At 52.6% G+C, this 23,180-nt stretch carries 26 protein-coding genes; 14 read left to right on the top strand and 12 right to left on the bottom strand.

Annotated features, from left to right (window positions below; translation table 11 throughout):
• Window positions 1-15: 15 nt before the first annotated feature.
• From rbfA to mtr, 8 genes are all read left to right on the top strand, one after another.
• Window positions 16-420 carry a 30S ribosome-binding factor RbfA gene (gene rbfA / locus OGX66_RS13610; RefSeq protein WP_003024988.1) on the top strand — a complete coding sequence of 135 codons (405 nt, stop codon included), beginning with the start codon at window positions 16-18 and terminating at the stop codon, window positions 418-420.
• Window positions 420-1,364: a tRNA pseudouridine(55) synthase TruB gene (truB, locus tag OGX66_RS13615; RefSeq protein WP_003024986.1), complete on the top strand. Its 945-nt coding sequence runs from the start codon at window positions 420-422 to the stop codon at window positions 1,362-1,364. The genes rbfA and truB overlap by 1 nt, the downstream gene beginning before the upstream one ends.
• Window positions 1,365-1,637: 273 nt before the next feature.
• Window positions 1,638-1,907 carry a 30S ribosomal protein S15 gene (gene rpsO, locus OGX66_RS13620; RefSeq protein ID WP_000059465.1) on the top strand — a complete coding sequence of 90 codons (270 nt, stop codon included), beginning with the start codon at window positions 1,638-1,640 and terminating at the stop codon, window positions 1,905-1,907.
• 246 nt (window positions 1,908-2,153) lie between these two features.
• Entirely contained in the window at window positions 2,154-4,286 is a 2,133-nt protein-coding gene (pnp, locus tag OGX66_RS13625; RefSeq protein ID WP_003024984.1) for a polyribonucleotide nucleotidyltransferase, read from the top strand.
• Between the two features lie 109 nt (window positions 4,287-4,395).
• Complete coding sequence (nlpI, locus tag OGX66_RS13630; protein WP_003024982.1) at window positions 4,396-5,280, top strand: lipoprotein NlpI; 885 nt, start codon at window positions 4,396-4,398, stop codon at window positions 5,278-5,280.
• A gap of 106 nt (window positions 5,281-5,386) precedes the next feature.
• Window positions 5,387-5,467, top strand: a complete 81-nt coding sequence (gene yrbN / locus OGX66_RS13635) for a protein YrbN (protein WP_010723222.1) — start codon at window positions 5,387-5,389, stop codon at window positions 5,465-5,467.
• Window positions 5,460-7,388 carry a DEAD/DEAH family ATP-dependent RNA helicase gene (locus tag OGX66_RS13640; protein WP_003839970.1) on the top strand — a complete coding sequence of 643 codons (1,929 nt, stop codon included), beginning with the start codon at window positions 5,460-5,462 and terminating at the stop codon, window positions 7,386-7,388. Before yrbN ends, OGX66_RS13640 begins: the two co-directional genes overlap by 8 nt.
• Window positions 7,389-7,525: 137 nt before the next feature.
• Window positions 7,526-8,770, top strand: a complete 1,245-nt coding sequence (gene mtr, locus OGX66_RS13645) for a tryptophan permease (RefSeq protein WP_054528824.1) — start codon at window positions 7,526-7,528, stop codon at window positions 8,768-8,770.
• 87 nt (window positions 8,771-8,857) lie between these two features.
• Here the strand turns inward: mtr and OGX66_RS13650 are convergent, their stop codons facing one another.
• From OGX66_RS13650 to ubiU, 3 genes are all read right to left on the bottom strand, one after another.
• Window positions 8,858-9,865: a luciferase-like monooxygenase gene (locus OGX66_RS13650; RefSeq protein WP_270933097.1), complete on the bottom strand. Its 1,008-nt coding sequence runs from the start codon at window positions 9,863-9,865 to the stop codon at window positions 8,858-8,860.
• 78 nt (window positions 9,866-9,943) lie between these two features.
• A complete protein-coding gene (locus tag OGX66_RS13655) occupies window positions 9,944-10,822 on the bottom strand; it encodes a U32 family peptidase (protein WP_003844853.1) in 879 nt (292 codons plus the stop codon).
• Between the two features lie 8 nt (window positions 10,823-10,830).
• Window positions 10,831-11,826 carry a ubiquinone anaerobic biosynthesis protein UbiU gene (ubiU, locus tag OGX66_RS13660; protein ID WP_003839981.1) on the bottom strand — a complete coding sequence of 332 codons (996 nt, stop codon included), beginning with the start codon at window positions 11,824-11,826 and terminating at the stop codon, window positions 10,831-10,833.
• A 220-nt stretch (window positions 11,827-12,046) separates the two neighbouring features.
• Between ubiU and ubiT the strand changes: the two genes are divergently transcribed.
• The gene (ubiT, locus tag OGX66_RS13665) at window positions 12,047-12,571 is read left to right on the top strand and encodes a ubiquinone anaerobic biosynthesis accessory factor UbiT (protein ID WP_003024968.1); all 525 of its coding nucleotides are present in this window, start codon (window positions 12,047-12,049) and stop codon (window positions 12,569-12,571) included.
• Entirely contained in the window at window positions 12,565-13,068 is a 504-nt protein-coding gene (locus tag OGX66_RS13670; protein WP_003024966.1) for a GNAT family N-acetyltransferase, read from the top strand. Before ubiT ends, OGX66_RS13670 begins: the two co-directional genes overlap by 7 nt.
• On the opposite strand, the gene OGX66_RS13675 is transcribed toward OGX66_RS13670, so the two are convergent.
• Window positions 13,055-13,363 carry a GIY-YIG nuclease family protein gene (locus tag OGX66_RS13675; RefSeq protein ID WP_088903019.1) on the bottom strand — a complete coding sequence of 103 codons (309 nt, stop codon included), beginning with the start codon at window positions 13,361-13,363 and terminating at the stop codon, window positions 13,055-13,057. The two genes, OGX66_RS13670 and OGX66_RS13675, sit on opposite strands and share 14 nt — an antisense overlap.
• 43 nt (window positions 13,364-13,406) lie before the next feature.
• Here OGX66_RS13675 and OGX66_RS13680 point away from each other — a divergent pair, with 43 nt between their 5' ends.
• Both OGX66_RS13680 and OGX66_RS13685 read left to right on the top strand, forming a co-directional pair.
• Window positions 13,407-13,835 (top strand): YhbP family protein, encoded by a 429-nt coding sequence (locus tag OGX66_RS13680; RefSeq protein ID WP_044714511.1) that lies wholly within the window; start codon window positions 13,407-13,409, stop codon window positions 13,833-13,835.
• Window positions 13,836-13,872: 37 nt separating this feature from the next.
• On the top strand, window positions 13,873-14,508 hold the full coding sequence (locus OGX66_RS13685; protein ID WP_003024957.1) for an NAD(P)H-binding protein: 636 nt from the start codon (window positions 13,873-13,875) through the stop codon (window positions 14,506-14,508).
• Window positions 14,509-14,601: 93 nt separating this feature from the next.
• Here OGX66_RS13685 and dolP read toward each other — a convergent pair whose 3' ends face one another.
• The 4 genes from dolP to OGX66_RS13705 are packed head-to-tail and all read right to left on the bottom strand — an operon-like array spanning window position 14,602 to window position 18,216.
• On the bottom strand, window positions 14,602-15,177 hold the full coding sequence (gene dolP, locus OGX66_RS13690; protein WP_003024954.1) for a division/outer membrane stress-associated lipid-binding lipoprotein: 576 nt from the start codon (window positions 15,175-15,177) through the stop codon (window positions 14,602-14,604).
• Window positions 15,178-15,186: 9 nt separating this feature from the next.
• Window positions 15,187-15,777, bottom strand: a complete 591-nt coding sequence (diaA, locus tag OGX66_RS13695; RefSeq protein ID WP_003024948.1) for a DnaA initiator-associating protein DiaA — start codon at window positions 15,775-15,777, stop codon at window positions 15,187-15,189.
• Window positions 15,778-15,811: 34 nt separating this feature from the next.
• A complete protein-coding gene (locus tag OGX66_RS13700; protein WP_003024946.1) occupies window positions 15,812-16,207 on the bottom strand; it encodes a YraN family protein in 396 nt (131 codons plus the stop codon).
• Window positions 16,165-18,216, bottom strand: coding sequence for a penicillin-binding protein activator (locus tag OGX66_RS13705; RefSeq protein WP_286511662.1), 2,052 nt, complete (start codon window positions 18,214-18,216; stop codon window positions 16,165-16,167). Before OGX66_RS13705 ends, OGX66_RS13700 begins: the two co-directional genes overlap by 43 nt.
• Window positions 18,217-18,279: 63 nt before the next feature.
• On the opposite strand from OGX66_RS13705, the gene rsmI reads away from it, so the two are divergent.
• Together rsmI and OGX66_RS13715 are read left to right on the top strand one after the other, a co-directional pair.
• Entirely contained in the window at window positions 18,280-19,143 is an 864-nt protein-coding gene (gene rsmI, locus OGX66_RS13710; RefSeq protein ID WP_003024942.1) for a 16S rRNA (cytidine(1402)-2'-O)-methyltransferase, read from the top strand.
• A 2-nt stretch (window positions 19,144-19,145) separates the two neighbouring features.
• Window positions 19,146-20,147, top strand: a complete 1,002-nt coding sequence (locus OGX66_RS13715) for a Fic family protein (RefSeq protein WP_270933095.1) — start codon at window positions 19,146-19,148, stop codon at window positions 20,145-20,147.
• Between the two features lie 3 nt (window positions 20,148-20,150).
• Here the strand turns inward: OGX66_RS13715 and OGX66_RS13720 are convergent, their stop codons facing one another.
• From OGX66_RS13720 to agaB, 4 genes are read right to left on the bottom strand one after another with little or no spacing between them, the layout of a single operon-like run.
• The gene (locus OGX66_RS13720; protein WP_071684995.1) at window positions 20,151-20,870 is read right to left on the bottom strand and encodes a galactosamine-6-phosphate isomerase; all 720 of its coding nucleotides are present in this window, start codon (window positions 20,868-20,870) and stop codon (window positions 20,151-20,153) included.
• 53 nt (window positions 20,871-20,923) lie between these two features.
• A complete protein-coding gene (gene agaD, locus OGX66_RS13725) occupies window positions 20,924-21,715 on the bottom strand; it encodes a PTS galactosamine transporter subunit IID (RefSeq protein ID WP_005131762.1) in 792 nt (263 codons plus the stop codon).
• Window positions 21,705-22,511, bottom strand: a complete 807-nt coding sequence (gene agaC, locus OGX66_RS13730; RefSeq protein WP_088903022.1) for a PTS galactosamine transporter subunit IIC — start codon at window positions 22,509-22,511, stop codon at window positions 21,705-21,707. The genes agaD and agaC overlap by 11 nt, the downstream gene beginning before the upstream one ends.
• 50 nt (window positions 22,512-22,561) lie before the next feature.
• Window positions 22,562-23,038 (bottom strand): PTS galactosamine transporter subunit IIB, encoded by a 477-nt coding sequence (gene agaB / locus OGX66_RS13735; protein ID WP_088903023.1) that lies wholly within the window; start codon window positions 23,036-23,038, stop codon window positions 22,562-22,564.
• Window positions 23,039-23,180 lie beyond the last annotated feature (142 nt).

Below are 23,180 nucleotides of genomic sequence, written 5' to 3' on the forward strand. Positions count from 1 at the left end.
TCTGGAGAATTTATTATGGCGAAAGAATTTGGTCGCCCGCAGCGTGTCGCGCAAGAGATGCAGAAAGAGATCGCACTTATCCTGCAACGCGAAATCAAAGACCCGCGTGTTGGCATGATGACCACCGTATCGGGTGTTGAGATGTCTCGTGATCTGGCATATGCCAAAGTATTCGTGACTTTCCTCAACGATCAGGACGAAGCTGCTGTGAAAAACGGCATCAAGGCACTGCAGGAAGCCTCTGGTTTTATCCGTTCTCTGCTGGGTAAAGCCATGCGTCTGCGTATCGTGCCTGAGCTGACCTTCTTCTACGACAACTCGTTGGTTGAAGGGATGCGCATGTCCAACCTGGTGACCAGCGTGGTGAAACATGACGATGAGCGTCGTGTGAACCCAGCGGACGACAGCAAGGAGGACTGATGAGTCGTCCTCGTCGTCGTGGTCGCGACATTCACGGTGTCCTGCTGCTGGATAAGCCGCAGGGCATGTCCAGCAATGATGTACTGCAAAAAGTAAAACGCATCTACAATGCCAATCGCGCAGGACATACCGGCGCACTGGATCCGCTGGCGACAGGCATGCTGCCAATCTGCCTCGGTGAAGCGACTAAGTTTTCACAGTATTTGCTGGATTCTGACAAACGCTATCGTGTGGTTGCCCGTCTGGGCCAGCGTACAGACACTTCCGATGCCGATGGGCAAATCGTGCAGGAACGTCCGGTAACCTTCACCGCAGAACAACTGGCGAGCGCGCTGGAAACTTTCCGCGGCGATATCGAGCAGATCCCGTCAATGTATTCGGCGCTGAAGTATCAGGGTAAGAAGCTGTACGAATATGCGCGTCAGGGTATTGAAGTGCCGCGTGAAGCGCGACCGATTACCGTCTATGAGCTGCTGTTTATCCGTCACGAAGGTAACGAACTGGAGCTGGAAGTTCACTGTTCCAAAGGCACCTATATTCGCACCATTGTTGACGATCTCGGTGAGAAGTTGGGCTGCGGCGCGCACGTCACGTATCTGCGTCGTTTGACGGTCAGCAAGTATCCGGTGGATCGAATGGTGACGCTGGAACATCTGCGTGAGCTGGTTGAACAGGCCGAGCAGCAGAACATTCCGGCGGCACAGCTGCTTGATCCTTTGCTGATGCCAATGGACAGTCCAGCATCGGACTATCCTGTTGTTAATTTGCCTTTAACATCCTCGGTTTACTTTAAAAATGGTAACCCGGTACGGACGTCAGGTGCGCCGCTGGAAGGGCTGGTCCGCGTGACGGAAGGCGATGACGGCAAGTTTATCGGCATGGGGGAGATGGACGATGAAGGTCGTGTCGCCCCCCGTCGCTTGGTGGTTGAGTATCCTGCATAGCGCTCTCTGTCTTGCGATAAAAGGGCGCTGCGAGTAGAATACTGCCGCTTAACGTCGCGTAAATTGTTTAACAATCTACGCGACGTATACACAAAATCATTCGAGCTGCATCAAGGCGGCAAGTCTGAGAATCCTCAGGAGCTTACTTAGGTAAGTGACTGAGGTGAGCGGACGCAGCCAACGCAGAGTCAGTTTGAAGGATAAAGTGTATACACTGGGATAGCTGAATTAGAGATCGGCATCCTTTCATTCTTAACACTTTGGAGTTTTAAAATGTCTCTAAGTACTGAAGCTACCGCTAAAATCGTTTCTGAGTTTGGTCGTGATGCAAACGACACCGGTTCTACCGATGTTCAGGTTGCACTGTTGACTGCACAGATTAACCACCTGCAGGGCCACTTTGCAGAGCACAAAAAAGATCACCACAGCCGTCGTGGTCTGCTGCGCATGGTTTCTCAGCGTCGTAAACTGCTCGACTACCTGAAACGTAAAGATGTTGCACGTTACACCGCGCTGATCGAGCGTCTGGGTCTGCGTCGCTAATTCTTTCAAGTTTCAGAAAGAGGGGGCCTTCATGGCCCCTTTTTTCCAGCAGATGGCAGCAATTCGCTGGAAACTAATGTATTGTTGCTATGAATGATCTTCCGTTGCAGAGGTTCGCGCGGCTAATGAGAGGCTTTACTCATGCTTATGGGTTAGGGTTGTCATTAGTCGCGAGGATGCGCAGAAGATCGGGTATTAACGATGGCGCAAAATGTGCCGTCAAAAAAATAGAGAAAGGATATTATTTTGCTTAATCCGATCGTTCGTAAATTCCAGTACGGTCAGCATACCGTTACGCTGGAAACCGGCATGATGGCGCGTCAGGCGACTGCCGCTGTTATGGTTAGCATGGATGACACCGCGGTATTCGTTACCGTTGTTGGCCAGAAAAAAGCGAAACCAGGCCAGGACTTTTTCCCGCTGACCGTTAACTATCAGGAGCGTACCTACGCTGCTGGCCGTATCCCGGGTAGCTTCTTCCGTCGTGAAGGCCGTCCGAGCGAAGGCGAAACCCTGATCGCGCGTCTGATTGACCGCCCAGTTCGCCCTCTGTTCCCGGAAGGCTTCGTTAACGAAGTTCAGGTTATCGCGACCGTTGTTTCCGTTAACCCGCAGGTTAACCCGGACATCGTGGCAATGATTGGTGCATCTGCTGCGCTGACTCTGTCTGGTATTCCATTCAACGGCCCGATCGGTGCTGCACGTGTTGGTTACATCAATGACCAGTACGTACTGAACCCGACTCAGGACGAACTGAAAGAAAGCAAGCTGGACCTGGTTGTTGCGGGTACTGAAGCTGCCGTACTGATGGTTGAATCCGAAGCAGAACTGCTGAGCGAAGATCAGATGCTGGGTGCTGTTGTGTTCGGTCACGAACAGCAGCAGGTTGTGATTCAGGCTATCAACGAGCTGGCGAAAGAAGCTGGCAAACCGCGTTGGGACTGGCAGCCAGAAGCCGTCAACGAAGCGCTGAACGCACGCGTTGCCGCACTGGCAGAAGCTCGCCTGAGCGATGCTTACCGCATCACTGACAAACAAGAGCGTTATGCTCAGGTTGACGTAATCAAATCTGAAACCATCGCGACTCTGGTGGCTGAAGACGAAACCCTGGACGCTAACGAACTGGGTGAAATCCTGCACGCTATCGAGAAAAACGTTGTTCGTAGCCGCGTACTGGCAGGCGAGCCGCGCATCGATGGCCGTGAAAAAGACATGATCCGTGGTCTGGACGTGCGTACTGGCGTTCTGCCGCGTACCCACGGCTCCGCACTGTTCACCCGTGGCGAAACTCAGGCGCTGGTTACTGCGACCCTGGGCACCACTCGTGATGCGCAGAACCTTGACGAACTGATGGGCGAGCGCACTGACAACTTCCTGTTCCACTACAACTTCCCTCCGTACTGCGTAGGTGAAACCGGTATGGTCGGTTCTCCGAAGCGTCGTGAGATTGGTCACGGCCGTCTGGCGAAACGTGGCGTACTGGCAGTAATGCCGGAACTGGATAAATTCCCGTACACCGTGCGTGTGGTTTCTGAAATCACCGAATCTAACGGTTCTTCTTCCATGGCTTCCGTATGTGGTGCTTCCCTGGCGCTGATGGACGCAGGCGTGCCGATCAAAGCCGCCGTTGCGGGTATCGCGATGGGTCTGGTGAAAGAAGGCGACAACTTTGTTGTTCTGTCTGACATCCTGGGCGACGAAGACCACCTGGGCGATATGGACTTCAAAGTGGCGGGTTCCCGCGACGGTATCTCTGCACTGCAGATGGATATCAAAATTGAAGGTATCACCAAAGAGATCATGCAGGTTGCTCTGAACCAGGCTAAAGGTGCGCGTCTGCACATCCTGGGTGTGATGGAACAAGCGATCAACGCCCCGCGTGGCGATATCTCTGAATTTGCTCCGCGTATCCACACCATCAAGATCAGCCCGGACAAGATCAAAGACGTTATCGGTAAAGGCGGTTCTGTTATCCGTGCTCTGACCGAAGAAACCGGCACCACCATTGAAATCGAAGATGATGGTACCGTGAAGATTGCTGCGACCGACGGCGAAAAAGCGAAATATGCTATCCGTCGTATCGAAGAGATCACCGCAGAGATCGAAGTAGGCCGTATCTACAATGGTAAAGTGACCCGTATCGTTGACTTTGGCGCATTCGTTGCCATCGGTGGCGGTAAAGAAGGTCTGGTACACATCTCTCAGATCGCTGATAAGCGCGTTGAGAAAGTGACCGACTACCTGCAGATGGGCCAGGAAGTACCGGTCAAAGTTCTGGAAGTTGATCGCCAGGGCCGTGTACGTCTGAGCATTAAAGAAGCAACTGAGCAGTCTCAGCCTGCAGGCGAACCGGAAGCTCCGGCAAGCCAGGGCGAGTAAGGTTGCCATTGCCCTCCGTGAAAGCGGAGGGCCTTTAACCCGGCAGGATGCCTTGTTAGCAACCGGGGAACCTGGACGTTCATTCAATCGTTGTCTTCGGGAGTGGGAAATGAAGCCTTTTTTGCGCTGGTGTTTCGTTGCGACAGCACTCACGCTGGCTGGATGCAGTAATTCCGCCTGGCGAAAGAGTGAAGTCCTCGCAGTACCATTGCAACCGACTTTGCAGCAGGAAGTGATTCTGGCACGTATGGAACAAATTCTTGCCAGTCGGGCTTTAACCGATGACGAACGCGCACAGCTTTTATATGAGCGCGGAGTGTTGTATGATAGTCTCGGTCTGAGGGCACTGGCGCGAAATGATTTTTCACAAGCGCTGGCAATCCGACCAGATATGCCTGAAGTATTCAATTACTTAGGTATATATTTAACGCAGGCAGGCAATTTTGATGCTGCCTATGAAGCGTTTGATTCTGTACTTGAGCTTGATCCAACTTACAACTACGCGCACTTAAATCGCGGTATCGCATTGTATTACGGCGGTCGCGACAAGTTAGCGCAAGATGATCTGCTAGCGTTTTATCAAGACGATCCCAATGATCCTTTCCGTAGTCTGTGGCTTTATCTTGCCGAGCAGAAGCTCGATGAGAAGCAGGCGAAAGAAGCGTTGAAGCAACGCTTTGAGAAATCGGATAAAGAGCAATGGGGATGGAACATTGTCGAGTTCTACCTGGGCAACATTAGCGAAGCAACGCTGATGGAACGCCTGAAGGCGGACGCAACGGATAACACCTCGCTCGCTGAGCATCTCAGTGAAACCAACTTCTATTTAGGTAAGTACTACCTAAGTCTGGGGGATTTGGACAACGCTACGGCATTGTTCAAACTGGCGGTGGCTAACAACGTTCATAACTTTGTTGAGCACCGATACGCATTGTTGGAATTATCGCTCCTGGGCCAGGACCAAGATGACCTGGCAGAATCGGACCAGCAATAGCTGACGTACACATCAGCCCGTAATCTTTTTTGATTGCCATCACCTTCACGGGTGAGGGCGTTGTTGTTCGTTAATACACCTACTTTGAGCCGGTTCACACTTTTCAATGAAAATTGCAGATCAATTTCATGATGAGTTATGTAGACTGGCCGCCATTAATTTTGAGGCACACGTACTACATGGCTGAATTCGAAACCACTTTTGCAGATCTGGGCCTGAAGGCTCCTATCCTTGAAGCCCTTAACGATCTGGGTTACGAAAAACCATCTCCAATCCAGGCAGAGTGCATTCCGCATCTGCTGGGCGGCCGCGATGTTCTGGGTATGGCCCAGACAGGTAGCGGCAAAACTGCAGCGTTCTCTTTACCGCTGCTCAACAATCTTGATCCTGAGCTGAAGGCACCTCAGATTCTGGTGCTGGCACCGACCCGCGAACTGGCGGTTCAGGTAGCAGAAGCCATGACGGATTTCTCTAAACACATGCGCGGCGTGAATGTGGTTGCCCTGTACGGCGGCCAGCGTTATGACGTGCAATTACGTGCCCTGCGTCAGGGACCACAGATCGTCGTCGGTACGCCGGGCCGTCTGCTGGATCACCTGAAGCGCGGTACTCTGGACCTCTCCAAACTGAGCGGTCTGGTACTGGACGAAGCTGACGAAATGCTGCGTATGGGCTTCATCGAAGACGTTGAAACCATCATGGCGCAGATCCCGGAAGGTCATCAGACCGCTCTGTTCTCTGCAACCATGCCGGAAGCGATTCGTCGTATTACCCGTCGCTTTATGAAAGAGCCGCAGGAAGTACGCATTCAGTCCAGCGTTACCACCCGTCCTGACATCAGCCAGAGCTACTGGACTGTGTGGGGCATGCGTAAAAATGAAGCGCTGGTGCGTTTCCTGGAAGCAGAAGATTTTGATGCGGCGATTATCTTCGTTCGTACCAAAAATGCGACCCTGGAAGTGGCAGAAGCGCTGGAGCGTAGCGGTTATAGCAGCGCTGCACTGAACGGCGACATGAACCAGTCCCTGCGTGAGCAGACTCTGGAACGTCTGAAAGATGGCCGCCTGGATATCCTGATTGCTACCGACGTTGCGGCCCGTGGCCTGGACGTTGAGCGTATCAGCCTGGTTGTTAACTACGACATCCCGATGGATTCCGAGTCTTACGTTCACCGTATCGGCCGTACCGGTCGTGCGGGTCGTGCTGGCCGTGCGCTGCTGTTCGTTGAGAACCGTGAGCGTCGTCTGCTGCGTAACATCGAACGCACCATGAAGCTGACGATTCCGGAAGTAGAACTGCCGAACGCAGAACTGCTGGGCAAACGCCGTCTGGAAAAATTCGCCGCTAAAGTACAGCAGCAGCTGGAAAGCAGCGATCTGGATCAGTACCGTGCTCTGCTGGCGAAAATGCAGCCGGAAGAAGAGCTGGATATCGAAACGCTGGCAGCCGCACTGCTGAAAATGGCTCAGGGCGAACGTCCGCTGATCCTGCCGCCAGATGCACCAATGCGTCCGAAACGCGAATTCCGCGATCGTGATGACCGTGGTCCGCGCGATCGTAACGATCGTGGCCCTCGTGACCGTAATGACCGTGGTGGTGAAGATCGTCCGCGTCGTGAACGTCGTGACGTTGGTGACATGCAGCTGTACCGCATTGAAGTGGGCCGTGATGACGGTGTTGAAGTTCGTCATATCGTTGGCGCGATTGCTAACGAAGGCGATATCAGCAGCCGTTACATCGGTAACATCAAGCTGTTTGCTTCCCACTCCACCATCGAGCTGCCGAAAGGTATGCCGGGCGACGTGCTGCAGCACTTTACCCGTACTCGCATCCTGAACAAGCCGATGAACATGCAGTTGGTTGGCGATGCAGTTCCGCACACCGGTGGTGAGCGTCGTGGCGGTGGACGTTTCAGCGGTGAGCGTCGTGAAGGTGGTCGCGGTGAAGGTCGTGGCTTTAGCGGTGAACGTCGTGAAGGCGGTCGTGGTGATGGTCGTCGTTTTAGCGGCGAACGTCGTGAAGGCAATCGTGGTCCGCGTCGTGACGATTCTTCTGCTCCGCGTCGTGATGACTCCGCTGGTCGTCGTCGTTTCGGCGGTGACGCATAAGTTTCGCTGCGTAAAGTAATATATACAGCCCCGATCTCAACAATCGGGGCTTTTTTTATTTCATTTGTACTCGTGTACTGGTACAGTGCGGCACATTGAGATGTAGTCACAATATAAATGACTGGAGAGATGGCTAAATGGCAACACTAACCACCACCCAAACGTCACCTTCGCTGCTCGGCGGCGTGGTGATTATCGGCGGCACCATTATTGGCGCGGGGATGTTTTCTCTGCCAGTGGTCATGTCCGGGGCGTGGTTTTTCTGGTCAATGGCGGCGCTGATCTTCACCTGGTTCTGCATGCTGCACTCCGGGCTGATGATCCTTGAAGCTAACCTCAATTACCGCATTGGCTCCAGTTTTGACACCATCACGAAAGATCTGCTGGGTAAAGGTTGGAACGTAGTGAACGGCATCTCGATCGCCTTCGTTCTCTATATCCTGACTTACGCCTATATCTCAGCGAGCGGGTCGATTCTGCATCACACCTTCTCCGAGATGTCGCTGAATGTTCCGGCGCGCGCGGCAGGTCTTGGCTTTGCGCTGCTGGTGGCATTTGTGGTGTGGTTAAGCACCAAAGCGGTTAGCCGCATGACGGCGATTGTGCTGGGCGCAAAGGTGATTACCTTTTTCCTGACCTTCGGCAGTCTGCTGGGACATGTTACGCCCACTACGCTGTTTAACGTGGCACAAAGCAATGCTTCGTATACACCGTATCTGCTGATGACGCTGCCGTTTTGTCTGGCTTCATTCGGCTATCACGGCAACGTCCCGAGCCTGATGAAGTACTACGGCAAAGATCCGAAGACCATCGTTAAGTGTCTGGTGTACGGCACGTTGCTGGCGCTGGTGCTATATACCGTATGGTTGCTGGGAACGATGGGCAACATTCCGCGTCCAGAGTTTATCGGTATCGCGCAACAGGGCGGTAACATTGATGTGCTGGTACAGGCGCTGAGCGGCGTACTAAACAGCCGCAGTCTGGATCTGCTGCTGGTGGTGTTCTCCAACTTTGCGGTGGCGAGTTCATTCCTCGGCGTTACGCTCGGTCTGTTTGACTATCTGGCGGATCTGTTTGGCTTTGATGACTCAGCAGTGGGACGTTTCAAAACGGCATTGCTGACGTTTGTCCCGCCAATTATCGGTGGCCTGCTATGGCCGAACGGTTTCCTGTATGCCATTGGTTATGCAGGACTCGCGGCAACCATCTGGGCTGCCATTGTTCCGGCGCTGCTGGCCCGTAAATCCCGCGAGCGTTTCGGTAGCCCGAAATTCCGTGTCTGGGGCGGTAAGCCGATGATTGCGCTGATCCTGGTGTTCGGTATCGGCAACGCGGTTATCCATATTCTGTCGAGCGTGGATCTGTTACCGGTCTATCAGTAAAACCGTTGCCCGGTAGCGCTACGCTTACCGGGCCTACAGTACCGTGTAGGCCGGATAAGGCGTAGCCGCCATCAGGCACAAACCGCGCTACCCCAACAATTCCTGCTTCACATCCATCGCCAAATCAAACGAATGTAGACGTGCCTGATGATCAAAAATCTGGCCGTTAACCATAATTTCATTGGCCTGGGTTTCACGCAAAATGGCATCAAGACCGTGACGCACTTTTGCCTTATCACCAACCAGCGACATGCTCAGCGCCTGTTGTACGCCGTACTGTTCTGAAGCGGACCACAGCTGATGCATATTCTCTACCGGCGGTGGTAGCTGGCCCGTTTCGCCACGACGCAGTTTCATAAACGCCTGCTGCATCGAGGTGAAAAGAAACTCGGCGTCGCGATTGCTGTCAGCGGCAATGATGTTGATGCACACCATTGCATACGGCTTTGCCAGCCGCGCAGAGGGTTTGAACTGGGTGCGATACAGATGCAGCGCCTGATGCAGCATATCCGGAGCAAAATGCGAGGCGAAGGCAAACGGCAGGCCGAGCTGGGCCGCCAACTGTGCGCTGTACAGGCTGGAGCCTAATAACCAGACCGGGATCTGCTCGCCGTAGCCGGGAACCGGGCGTACATGGGGGTTAGGATCGCGGGCGTCGAACCAGTCCACCAGTTCAGCGACGTCGCGAGGGAAGTTATCGATATCACCGCTCATATGGCGGCGCAGCGCACGCATCGTTGGCTGATCGCTCCCCGGCGCGCGGCCAAGCCCAAGATCGATGCGTCCCGGATACAGCGTATTCAGGGTACCGAACTGCTCGGCGATCACCAGCGGCGAATGGTTGGGCAGCATCACGCCGCCAGACCCGAGATGCAGCGTGGTGGTATTGGCAGCCAGATAGCCAATCAGCACAGAAGTTGCGGCGCTGGCGATACCGACCATGTTGTGATGTTCTGCCAGCCAGTAGCGGTGGTAGCCGCGCTTTTCGGCCAGTCGGGCGAGATCAAGCGAGTGCGTGAAGGCCTCTTTTGCCGAAGACCCTTCAGGGATCGGTGCCAGATCCAGCACCGAGAACGGAATAGTTTTGTCAGTCATAACGGCTCACTTTGTTACCGGTTAATCTTTTAATACTGCATTAAAATTTGATTACCGTTGTTAACAAAGTGAGCTTTTTTACGCCTGCAGCTCCAGACCAGCCAGTCGCTTCCAATAGCCGTTGCAGTCACTGTGGGCGGCAAGCGGTAATGGAGCACTGCCATTTTCATTGGCACGGAAGGCGTCAAGCATGGCGAATGTCTCTGTCCCCAGCGGGGAAAGGCGCACAATATCAACCAGCCCCTGCATGGATGTCAGCTCGTTACCGAGGTTGTAGACATAGCCGCTCATGGTCTGGATCCCGTTGAGCACAAAGACCTGCTGATTCTCCTGCGACAGCACATCACGCCCGTTGGGATATTTAATGCAGCAGGTTTCGCACTCGTCTTTAGGCTTATCTTCGGAACGTGCGGTAAAGCAGCGGGCAGAGTAGGCCAGCGGTAAATGCCCATAACTCAGCACTTCGGTTTCAAACTGGTCGCGAATACCCAGTTCGTCGCACTGGTTGAGCAGGTTCACCAGCCAGTCGCGCGACAGCTCAACCGGCATACACCAGCGCACCATGCCCTGCTTGAGCAGAATACGCAGCGTGACGGCGTTGTAGCAGTTGAGCGCGTGCCCGGCGACAAACGGCAGCTTACGCTCGGCGCACATATTCACCACGCCGAGATCGCTGGCTTCCAACAGGAAGTCGCCGTTTTCGACATAGCGCTTCAGCTCTCCCAGTTCAGAGGAAGCCTGCACCAGCGCCAGCGTCGACAGCACCACCTGCTTACCGCTACCGGCGAGAGACTTCGCCATATCCAACCAGTCGCCCACTTTGGTCGCACGGCGTTTGCTGCATACTGCTTCGCCAAGATAGATAACGTCAGCATGACTGGCGGCGGCCTGCTGGTAAAAATCTTCCAGCGTTTCTTTCGACCAGTAGTAGAGCACGGGTCCTAATGAATATTTCATTGCTTTTCTCACTGCCATTTACGGTGATACGCGCCAAGCGTGGTCTGCGTGCCTTCGGACATTGAACCGAGCGTTTCCATCCACGCGGCCTGCGGGACGTAGTTTTGCGGGTCGGCCATACAGCGGTCGATTGCCTGACGCCACACTTTCGCCACCTGGCTAACGTAAGCCGGGCTGCGCTGGCGACCTTCGATTTTCACCGAGGCAATATTGGCAGCCAGCAGTTCCGGCAGCAGTTCGAGCGTGTTGAGGCTGGTGGGTTCTTCCAGCGCATGGTAGCGCTCGCCATCCACCAGGTAGCGCCCTTTACACAGCGTTGGATACCCGGCGTTTTCGCCATCCTGGTAGCGATCAATCAGCACTTCGTTCAGGCGAGATTCCAGACCCTGTGGGGTCTGCTGCCAGCGCACAAAACGGGCAGGGGAGCAGGCACCGACGGTATTAGGAGATTCGCCCGTCAGGTAAGACGAAAGATAGCAACGGCCTTCCGCCATAATGCACAAGCTGCCAAAGGCGAACACTTCTAGGGGAACTGGTGTGACGCGAGCAAGTTGCTTCACCTGATGAATAGACAGCACGCGCGGCAGAACCACGCGGGCGACGTCAAAGTTGCGATGGTAGAAATTAATCGCCTCTTCATTGGTTGCAGATGCCTGAACAGAGACATGGCGCTCAATATGCGGGTAGCGCTCTGCGGCATACTCAAGCATGGCGAGGTCGGCGAGGATCAGCGCGTCTGCACCCAGTTGCGCTGCCATATCAACGGCACGCTGCCAGCGTGCGTAACCATCCGGGTGCGCAAAGGTGTTAATCGCAATGTGCAGCTTACGGCGATGTTGATGAACGAAACTCACCGCTTCCTGCAATTTTTTCTCGGTAAAATTAAGGCCGGCGAAATGACGGGCGTTGGTATCATCTTTCAGCCCGATGTAGACAGCATCAGCGCCGTTCTCGATGGCCGCCTTAAGCGCCGGGAGGTTTCCGGCAGGGCAGAGCAGCTCCATAATTTATCCTGAACGTTGCGCCATGTAGGGCGCAGAAATGTTAACGAAGAGGGATTTTAGTTAACCTTGCTGAGACAATTTTTGATTTGAGGCAGTTAAAGTCGTATTGGTGACACCAATAAAGAGGTAACAATTTCGTAGCGAATTGTTGATTTATGCCGCTATGTCGTTTATTTGATATGGCAAAATAGCAGGACTATTGAAACAGGGAGTAAAGCTCGTGTTGGATAAACTGCGTTCACGCTTAGTACATTTAGGTCCTTCTCTGATGAGTGTACCGGTTAAACTGACGCCCTTTGCGCTGAAGCGCCAGGTTCTGGAGCAGGTCCTGAGCTGGCAGTTTAGTCAGGCGCTGGCCGATGGGGAGCTGGAGTTTCTCGAAGGTCGCTGGCTGAGCATTCATGTGCGTGACATTGACCTCAAATGGTATACCTCTGTTGAGAACGATAAACTTATCGTCAGCCAGAATGCAGATGCGGATGTGAGTTTTAGCGCCGATGCCAGCGATCTCCTGATGATCGTGGCCCGCAAGCAGGATCCGGATACGCTTTTCTTCCAGCGTCGCCTGGTGATTGAAGGTGATACAGAATTAGGGCTATACGTAAAAAATCTGATGGATGCCATCGAACTGGAGCAGATGCCTAAAGCGTTGCGCGTCATGCTGATGCAGTTGGCGGATTTTGTTGAGGCGGGGATGAAAACGTCGCCAGAAACCAAACAGACCTCGGTAGGTGAGCCATGCTGATTCGAGTTGAGATTCCCATTGATGCCCCTGGTATTGATGCGTTGCTGCGCCGTTCATTTGAGAGCGATGCGGAAGCAAAATTAGTCCACGACCTGCGTGAAGATGGTTTCTTAACGTTGGGTTTGGTTGCTACCGATGATGAAGGTCAGGTAGTGGGTTACGTCGCGTTCAGTCCTGTCGATGTTCAGGGTGAAGATCTGCAATGGGTCGGCATGGCGCCGCTCGCGGTGGATGAAAACTACCGGGGGCAGGGCCTGGCGCGTCAACTGGTCTATGAAGGACTCGATTCCCTGAACGAGTTTGGCTACGCCGCGGTGGTTACGCTGGGCGATCCGGCACTGTACAGCCGCTTTGGCTTTGAGCTGGCAGCGCATCATGACCTGCGTTGCCGCTGGCCGGGCACCGAAAGCGCGTTCCAGGTTCATCGCCTGGCGGACGATGCGCTGGAGGGCGTGACGGGCCTGGTGGAATACCACGACCACTTCAATCGTTTTTAACATCCGGGGCTTGCAGGCTGCTCAGTACAGCCTCAAGCCCTTCGCCTTCTACAAGGCGCTCTTTCTGACGCTTTGTGAGCTGTTTGACGCGATACTCTATGCGCAGGGCCAGCGAACGGTCGCCAACTTGCGCCGCAAATGCCAACGTGAGTTCCCCCTTTCCACGTAGCGCCTTCGCGCCTTTCCCACTTTGATGCTGCTTATAGCGGCGCTGCACATCGGTGGTTATTCCGGTGTATAAGGCGTTGTCAGCGGTACGGATCAGGTACAGATACCAGGGTGTCATTGTCACCATCGACGTGATAATTTTCAGGCCTACAGTATAAAAGAGAACAGAAATGGAAACACTGACTGCGGTGTCTCGCTGGCTGGCAAAACAGCACGTCGTGACCTGGTGCGTACACCATGAAGGTGAATTGTGGTGCGCCAATGCGTTTTACCTGTTTGATGCGCAGAAGATGGCATTCTATGTGCTGACCGAAGATAAAACGCGCCATGCGCAAATGTCCGGGCCGCGCGCGCCGATTGCCGGCACGGTAAATGGGCAGCCCAAAACGGTCGCCCTGATTCGTGGCGTGCAGTTTAAGGGTGAGATTCGCCGTCTTGAAGGGCTGGAGAGTGAAGCCGCGCGTAACGCCTACAACCGCCGTTTCCCTGTCGCCAGAATGTTGCCAGCGCCCGTGTGGGAGATTCGACTGGATGAAGTCAAATTCACGGACAACACGCTGGGCTTCGGTAAAAAGATGCACTGGCTACGTGATCTATAGTTAAAAGAGTGATTGAAGCGTCAGGGGAAAATAAACGATGAGTCAGGTGTTAATAACCGGTGCAACGGGTCTGGTGGGTGGACATTTATTGCGGATGCTACTGAATGAACCCCGGATCAATGCCATTACGGCGCCGACGCGTCGACCGCTGGCTGATACGGTTGGCATCTATAATCCCCACGATCCGCAGCTAACCGATGCTCTGGCGCAGGTTACCGATCCGGTCGATATTGTCTTTTGTTGTCTGGGAACGACCCGACGTGAAGCGGGCAGCAAAGAAGCATTTATCCACGCTGACTATACGCTGGTAGTGGATACAGCTCTGACGGGGCGTCGGCTGGGGGCACAGCATATGCTGGTGGTGAGTTCGATGGGCGCTAATGCCAATTCACCGTTTTTTTATAACCGGGTTAAAGGTGAAATGGAGCAGGCGCTGATTGCGCAGAATTGGCCTCGGCTGACCATTGCCCGGCCTTCAATGCTACTGGGTGATAGGGACAAACAGCGGGCGAATGAGATGTTTTTAGCGCCGTTGTTCAGGCTGCTGCCGGGTAACTGGAAGTCGATTGAAGCGCGCGATGTTGCGCGGGCAATGTTGGCAGAAGCGCTGGCGCCTGGGCATGAAGGGGTTTCGATCCTGACCTCTTCCGAGTTACGCGAAAGGGCTAAATAAAATGCCGGATGGCGCTGACGCTTATCCGACCTACAAACGATAACGTCCTGTAGGCCGGATAAGACGCTCAGGCGTCGCTATCCGGCATCAGTATTACTTAATAAACGTAAAGGCCGTCGTGACGCGTTTCACGCCGCTTACCCGGCTGGCGATGTCTGCCGCCGCCTTCGCTTCGCGTTCGGTCACCAGACCTAACAGGAACACTTCTCCATTCTCGGTCGTGACTTTCACGTTAGAGGATTTCACCTGATCGCTGGTCAGTAACTGGGAACGTACTTTGGTGGTTATCCAGGTATCGTTGGACGCATCGCCCAGACCGATTGGCTGGCCCTGACGGATCTCATTAAAGACCTCAGTCGTACCTTCTACGCCCATCGCAATTTGTTTTGCTCGTGCAGACAGTTCGCTATTTGGCGACTGACCGACCAGCAGCACTTTACCCTGATATGCGCTCACGTTGATTCGCGCCTCTTTCTTGATCTGGGCATCTTTCGACAACGCCGTATTGACGCGTAATTCCAGGGTTCCATCATCTACCTGGGTGCCGACGCTGCGAGGATCCGTCGCGGCTTTGGTGCCGACAGCAGCAGTTCCGACAACGGCAGCAGCGACACAGCCTTGCAGCAGCAGTGCAGCGATAATCACAGCAAGCGGCGAAAATGCCTTCATGTGTACTCCTTAATCATCCTGGTGAGGGAAAAGCGTGTTATCGATGAGATCGCAAAGGCAGTTGACCGTCAGCATGTGCATTTCCTGAACGCGGGCGCTGTGGTGTGAGGGGATACGGATTTCAACATCCTGCGGCCCCAGTAATCCGGCCAGTTCCCCTCCGTCATACCCGGTCAGTGCGACGATTGTCATGTCGCGTGTCACGGCGGCTTCAACGGCTTTTACGATATCGCGGCTATTACCACGCGTAGAGATTGCCAGCAGAACATCTCCTGCATGTCCCAGCGCACGGACTTGTTTTGCATAAACTTCATCGTGCAGGCGATCGTTGGCAATCGCAGTTAAGACCACATTATCAGTATTTAGTGCAATCGCAGGTAAACTTGGGCGTTCTGTTTCAAAACGATTGATCATGCTGGCAGCAAAATGCTGTGCGTTGGCAGCGGACGTCCCATTACCACAACAGAGAATTTTGTTGCCATTGAGCAGGGACTGAACCAGCGTCATGGCGGCACGGGAGATCGCATCCGGAAGTGCTTCAGCCGCAGCTATCTGAGTTTGAATGCTTTCAGTAAAGCAGACTTTAATTCTATCTAACACGCTAATCCTTAAGAACCAGGCTCTGAATCTTCAACTATGAGCGGTCGTTGAACGCGTCCTTAAACCACTCAACATCATTTCCGGTGAAGGCTAACACATCGAACCGGCAATCCACAGTATCAAAACTCCCATTGTGGCGCGCAAGCCACAAGCGGGCGGTCTGTAATAATTTGTGTTGTTTGCTCCGGGTCACACTCGCCGCTGCGCCGCCAAACTGGGCCGAGCGCCGATAGCGGACTTCAACAAAGACGGTGGTGCTGCCTTCACGCATTATCAGGTCGATTTCGCCGCCACGTTCACGCACGTTGGCGGCGATAAAATGCAGTCCCTTGCTTTGCAGCCAGTCACGCGCGGTGGATTCCCACGCGTCACCGGTCTGTTTACTCGTTAACTGGCGGGGACGACTTGTCCTTGCTGGTATTTGAGCCATGATAACTTCCTGTTAATCACACAATCCGGCGTTGCGGTTAAGGCCCCGGTGTTGCCGTTAATTTCGAAACCCTGTACCTGACGCATTTGCGAGAAGTGGTTGGCAAGTGACCAGGCATCGACGCCCATCGCATACATACGTGCCAGTGAGTAGTCGTTACGAACCGCGCCAAGCGCCTGCTGCATGAGAGGAGCGTTAGCACCTGCCAGCATCGGTATTTCGCTGTACTGCAAGCCTTCCATCTCCAGACGGAAATCCGGGCCAGCAGTTCCCTGCGCGCTACGGGAGCTGGCGTACAGCGTCGCTCCGCTCTGGCTGCCGTTGCGCATAGCGATCATCGGCTTAATAAAGGCAATTTCTTCCGGCGTCGCCAAAATATACACTGCATCAACACGGCCGCTGCCGCCGGTGATCTGCGCATCGGTGGGCGCAGCCGGAATCGTCAGGCCGCCAATCGTCACGCCAGGTTGCGCAGGTACAGAGGAGGCTACCGGGCTGCCCGTCAGGGAAATTCCCGAGCCGCCATTTACGCCCATTTTCAGCTCGGCGGTGGAGCCAAACTTCTGCTGCAACACTACGCCGCCGCCCAGCTTTTGCCATTCCTGTGCAAAGGCGTTGGCAACGCGATCGCCTAATGAACTCCGAGGGATCAACAACAGCGGCGTCTGTTTTCCTTGATCGCGGATGTGACGCGCGGCGTCGCGCGCTTCATCTTCTGGCGACAAAGCGAAGTAGCAGACGTTCGGCAGGTTTTTCACCGATTCCGGCTGATTAAGTGCCAGCACGTTTAATGGCGTATTGCTTTTCATCAGCTCTTCAACATTATTCTTCAGCAGTGGGCCAACCACGATGCTGGCACCATCCTGCTGAACCTGAGTCAGGATTTGGTTCAGAGGCTGTGATGAAGTGTCGTAGATTTTCAGCTCTGCTGATGGATTCGCCGGTGCGCTGGCGGTTGTTGGCTGAGCGGGTGCTGCGGGCTGCGCAGCAGGTGTTTCTGGCTGAGCTGGCGTCTCGTTGGTCAGATCGCTTACTGACGCCTGAGAAGGGCTGGCAACGCCGTCAGTCGTTTGCGGCTGTTCCGTGGTCGTCGCAGCTGTTGTATCCACAGCAGGCGCAGCTACAGCAGGGGCCGCTACGGGTTGAGTACCCATATTTTTTGCCGCTTCAAAGCCTTGCTGAATAGTCCGGCCAAATACAGCGGCCTGACCGTTCAGCGGCAGCAGCAGCGCAATTTTGCTGGTGGAGGCGGGCTTAAAGCTCTGGACGTTAACCAACTGCGTTGGCAGTATTTTTGCGCCCGGGTTTTGCGGATAACGTTTCTGCCAGTCAGCAATACCCGCTTTCATCATGTCTGGATCGTTACGGTTATCGAACCAGACGCGCTGGAGATCTAACCAGCCTTGCAGCACGTTTTCATCCGCATTGATGACCAGTGCCTGTGCTTGCTCCTGGGTCATGGATGACAGCGCCTGCCAGGTGGCATCGATGTTTTTCTGCTTAGCATTCGCGGCCAGCAGCGGTTCCTGGGCGATCAGCGCGCGCAGTAGTGTCAACGATGGGCGACCCTGGTTGACGTCGATTTGCGCCTGCCAGTATCTGGCCTGCTGGTTTTGATCGAAATCGGCAGGAGTGAGTTTATCCAGCAGGGCCTGAGCGCCAGCGATATCTTTCTGTGCGAGCTTGATCTCGACGGCCAGCAGAGACTGCTCACGACGCTGAGTGTCGTTTAGTTTCTGCGGCAGCTGGTTGAACAGCTCGCTAGCCTGCTGGCTCTTGCCTTCTTTCAGCAGTGCACGAATGGCGAGTAATTGCCAGTTGGTCTTGCTATCATCTGAGCTTTGCTGCATTTGTTGCAGATAAAAGCCGGAATCAGCCTGCGCAGTGCCCTGCATATGGGCTGCACTCTGGTCTGGCGCCTGGGTGCCACAGCCTGCGAAAATCAGTGCTGCCAGAATGACTGGTAGCGCGCGCGCGGCTTTCAAAGGAGAAAATGTTGAGGGTACCATACTGTATCCAGTGATATTTTTTTACTCAATGCTCAATATTAAATCGGCAATACGGACGACACAATGAAACAACACGAATCGGCGGATAATTCTCAAGGCCAACTCTTTATTGTACCTACTCCTATAGGAAATTTGGCTGATATTACCCAACGAGCGCTCGAAGTTTTACAAGCCGTTGATTTGATTGCCGCTGAAGACACTCGTCATACAGGATTATTGTTACAACATTTCGCGATTAACGCCCGTTTGTTCGCGTTACACGATCACAATGAGCAACAAAAAGCGGAAACGCTGGTGGCGAAGCTCAAAGAAGGGCAAAACATTGCGCTGGTTTCCGATGCCGGAACGCCGTTGATTAACGATCCTGGCTACCATCTGGTGCGCACCTGTCGCGAAGCGGGGATCCGCGTTGTTCCTCTGCCGGGCCCTTGCGCGGCGATTGCTGCCCTAAGCGCTGCTGGTTTGCCTTCAGACCGCTTTTGCTATGAAGGTTTTCTGCCTGCCAAATCGAAAGGGCGTCGTGATGCGATGAAAGCCATTGAGGCAGAGCCGCGTACGCTTATTTTTTATGAATCTACCCACCGCTTGCTGGATAGCCTGGAAGACATGGTTGCCGTCTGGGGCGAATCCCGTTACGTGGTGCTGGCGCGCGAGCTGACCAAAACCTGGGAAACCATTCACGGCGCACCGGTCGGCGAACTGCTTGCGTGGGTCAAGGAAGATGAAAACCGTCGTAAAGGTGAAATGGTGCTGATTGTCGAAGGGCATAAAGCGCAGGAAGACGATCTCCCTGCCGATGCGCTGCGTACGTTGGCTTTATTACAGGCAGAACTGCCGCTGAAAAAGGCCGCCGCGCTGGCCGCTGAAATCCACGGCGTGAAAAAGAATGCACTGTATAAGCACGCACTGGAACAGCAGGGAGAATAGACGTGAGCACCTACCAACCGCCTTTTACCGTTACGCCATTGATCCTCAATCAAGTCATTGAGATTGGTGAGCTGATGGGGCATTGGGCGGCGATGGCGGGCAGAATATCTCCTCTTTTGCGCAAAGAGAACCGTATTCGTACTATCCAGGCTTCTTTAGCGATTGAGCATAATTCGTTGACGACGGATCAGGTTACAGCCCTGATGGACGGTAAGCGTATTTTGGCTCCGGCTAAAGATATACAGGAAGTCAGAAATGCGATTCTGGCATACGAAAAAATGTCGGAGTGGAAAAGTGAAAAACTCTCCGATCTTTTACAGGCACATCAAGTCCTGATGATGGGGCTTGTCGATAACCCGGACCAATTGCGATCTGGCAATGTCGGTGTTTACAGGGAAAAACAGCTGATTCATATGGCCCCGACGGTCTCACAAGTTCTTCGCTTGATGAATGACTTACTGGACTGGTTAAAAACGACAGAACTTCACCCGCTTATCGCTGGTGCTGTATTCCATTATGAGTTCGAATTTATTCATCCTTTTGCCGACGGCAATGGACGGATGGGGCGATTGTGGCAGACATTAATCCTGAGTGAGTGGCGTTCAGAATTAGCCTGGTTGCCGGTGGAAACGCTGATCCACTACCAGCAGGATCGCTATTACCAGGTGCTAGGAGTGTGCGATCGGCAAAGCAGCTGCACGCTATTTATAGAATTTATTCTGGAAAACATTATCTCTGCTTTGCAAGAGGGATTAGGACAATCATCGACCCTGTCGGAAGAAATGTCGGAAGAAATGTCGGAAGAAATGCCGTCTGATTTACTGGATATGGAAAAGCGCATTCTACGAATCTTGTCGAATCAGCCTGGCAGAACCGCCAAAAGTATCGCTGATGAGTGTGAAATCTCACCCCGAACAGTTGAACGCTATCTGAAAGCGTTGCAGCTAAAAGGTAAACTGCAACGTGTTGGCTCGACGAAAGGAGGGATGTGGCGGGTGCTGTAAATTTTATTTATCAGAGTATTGTGAGCCGTCAATCAGGCAACTCACATTGCAGTGTAGCCATAAAAATGAAGCAGGAATGGCTGTTGTAACGGTGGCCGCCAGGTATTTTTCTACCGCATCATGCTTCCCTTCACCTGCTATCAGCAACAAGATCTCTTTTGCATTCAGAATGTCCTTCAGCCCGAGCGTAATGCCGCGAGTTACAGGATTAGCGGCCGTTTTTAACATGTCATGATGGCGCGTTTTCTCATCAAGTACGCTGATATGGCAAAACGGTTCCAGTAACTCCGCGGGTTCATTCAACCCCAAATGGCCATTTTTGCCGATTCCGAGCAGACATAAATCGAGGCCGCCCCGGCTGGCAATAATCTCTGTGATGCGTTCGCATTCCTGCTCGTTAACATTTTCAGATTGAAAACCGACCAGCTGTTCTGCTCGTAAACCCAATGGTTGAACGATGTGTTGTTGCAGGAAATATTCGCACGTTGCTGGAGAGTTCAGGGGAATGCCAACCCACTCATCCAGTTTTACGAAAACTACCTGCTCAATATTGATCTGACGCTGGTTAATTTTCTCGACAAAGTAGCGATAGGTGAGAAGCGGCGTGCCTCCTGTTGCCAGACAGATGGTGGCATCAGGCTTCTTTTGAATCAGCGTAATTAACTGCTCGCTGGCGCGATCGCTCAATACGTCATAATTGTCGCAGTACTGGGTATATTGCATTTTTCGAGTCCTTTTGAAGGAGGATGTTGCAGGCCGCTTCATCCTCTTTTCGTTTAAAGAATGCCAAGTGCTGACGAGATAATTGACAGTACAAACGTTACGCCGATTAACAATACTGGATGTGCTTTTTTCACCCGCAAAAGGTAGTACATCAGCAGCGTGTAGCCCATCGGTAAAATATTCGGAAATACTTTATCGAAAAAATCCTGTTGTAACGCCACGCTGTGGGTACTGTCGATCGCGAAGGAAGTTACAACATTGATATGCACATAGGAGGCGATGAGCCCACCGATAACGGTTATCCCGAGGATCGTTGCTGAGCGGGCGATCATCTGCGAGTTTTCCCGCACTTTATCGATAGCCTTAACCCCGACCGAATAACCAACGTGCGTCCAGCCGACACGCAGAAAAAAGATCATCAAATAAACGGCGAAAAACAGAATTGGCCCCAGGATGTTCCCCTGACTGGCGAAAGAGGAGCAGATCCCCGCCATAATGGGCAGCAAGGTGAACCAGAAAATGGCATCGCCGATCCCGGCGATGGGTCCGAACAACGCCACTTTCAAGCCCTTAATCGTGTCGCGATTTTCTCCCTTCTCTTCCATTGAGATTAGTAGTCCCATCAGGAAGCCAACCAGGTTTGGGTGGGTATTGATAAATTCCAAATGATCTTTCATCGCCGCGCTCAGACCGGCTTTATCATCTTTATAGATTTTTCTCAGGATCGGGAGCATCGCCCAGGTAAAACCTCCCGCCTGCATCCTCTCATAGTTAAAGCTAGCCTGAAGAAGGGATGATCGAAACCCCAGGCGAGTAATGTCTTTTTTACTGATTTCAGATCCCATTGCTGTAGTCCTCTTCTTCATTGTTCTTATTGGTGACAGGCTGAGGTTGAGCCTGCTGTTTGGCTTTCGCATTGAAAAACTCATATACGGCGAAGCCTGCGCCTAATACGGCGACGGGCAGAAGGTTATTAACCTGGATGTAGCAAACGAAAAGGAAGCCAGCAATCAGGTATGGAATGTACTGTGCTTTGAACATCACGCGGAGCAACAAACCAAAACCGACTGCGGGCAAAATTCCCCCGGCCACTTCAAATCCATGTGTTAACCAGGCGGGCATGGCTTTTACCAGTGACTGCATAGCACCTTGTGCCAGATACGTACACAGGAAGGCGATGATGGCGTAAGAAGAAGCAACAATCAGCGTTGTCAGCCAGTTCAGACGCGTAAATGCGCCTGTGTTTGCTTCTTTCGCACAATTATCGGCTTTTGCCATGAACAATGAGAAGGCTGAGTAAAAGAACAATATGACGTACTGCATCAAGAGGCTGAAAGGTAAGCCAAGACCGATAGCTGTTTTAGCATCCACATCGGTAGACCATGCGATTACCGTGGTCATTAAACCAGCCATGATTGGATTAGGTGGCTGTACACCACCTGCAGGTGTCAAACCGGCAAAAGCCAGTTCTGTCAGACCACCTGTTATCAGGCCAATATGAATATCGCCGAGAATAGCGCCGGTTAGCGTACATACAATGATTGGCCGGAATAAAAACAAGGCTTCCAGCCAAAAATCTATTCCAAGGAAGAAGACTAATGCAGCCAGGGATATACCCTGAAGTAGTGTTATTTCATGCATGTCGGATACCTCAAATAAATCCTTTTATTATGAAAAATCTGATTTATTCCTTACTCAGGAATCTGTTCTTTTTGATCACCAGGGACATCCTGAATAAAAATATTAACGCCTTGTTTCTTAATAAACTGAAGATTTTCAAGATCCTGATCGTTAACATAAACTTTGCTACTGATTTGTTTTTTGCCTTCAGAAAAATGCATATTGCCTACGTTGATGTCGTTCAGTTTAATACCGCCTTCAAGCAATCTTCTTACCGTTTGTGGCGTCCGGCAAATCAGGAAGATTTTCTGATGTGGTGCGGCCTTACCGATAACGTTGATGGTTTTTTCTATGGAAAAAAAGCGGATGCCAAAACCGTAGGTTTCGGCAGTGATACCCATTAATTTTTGCTGAATCTCATCCTGAGCAACGTCATCATCAACAACGACTAACAAGTTAGCACCAATTGTTGATGTCCATGTCACGCCAACCTGCCCATGGACTAATCTGTTATCAATGCGGGTTAATAGAATATTTGGACTGCTCATATTTAAATCCTCACCATAAAAAGATTGAATGACATAGATTATTGAAATATATTATTGTTGCACCATCAAATTCATAAATTTATTCAGCGTGATTTAAAAATCATACATCTATTTTATTTGAACAATGAGCACTACCTGATAT

Source organism: Citrobacter sp. Cf072, from assembly GCF_030334485.1.
In the GTDB taxonomy this organism is placed as follows: Bacteria; Pseudomonadota; Gammaproteobacteria; order Enterobacterales; family Enterobacteriaceae; genus Citrobacter; species Citrobacter freundii.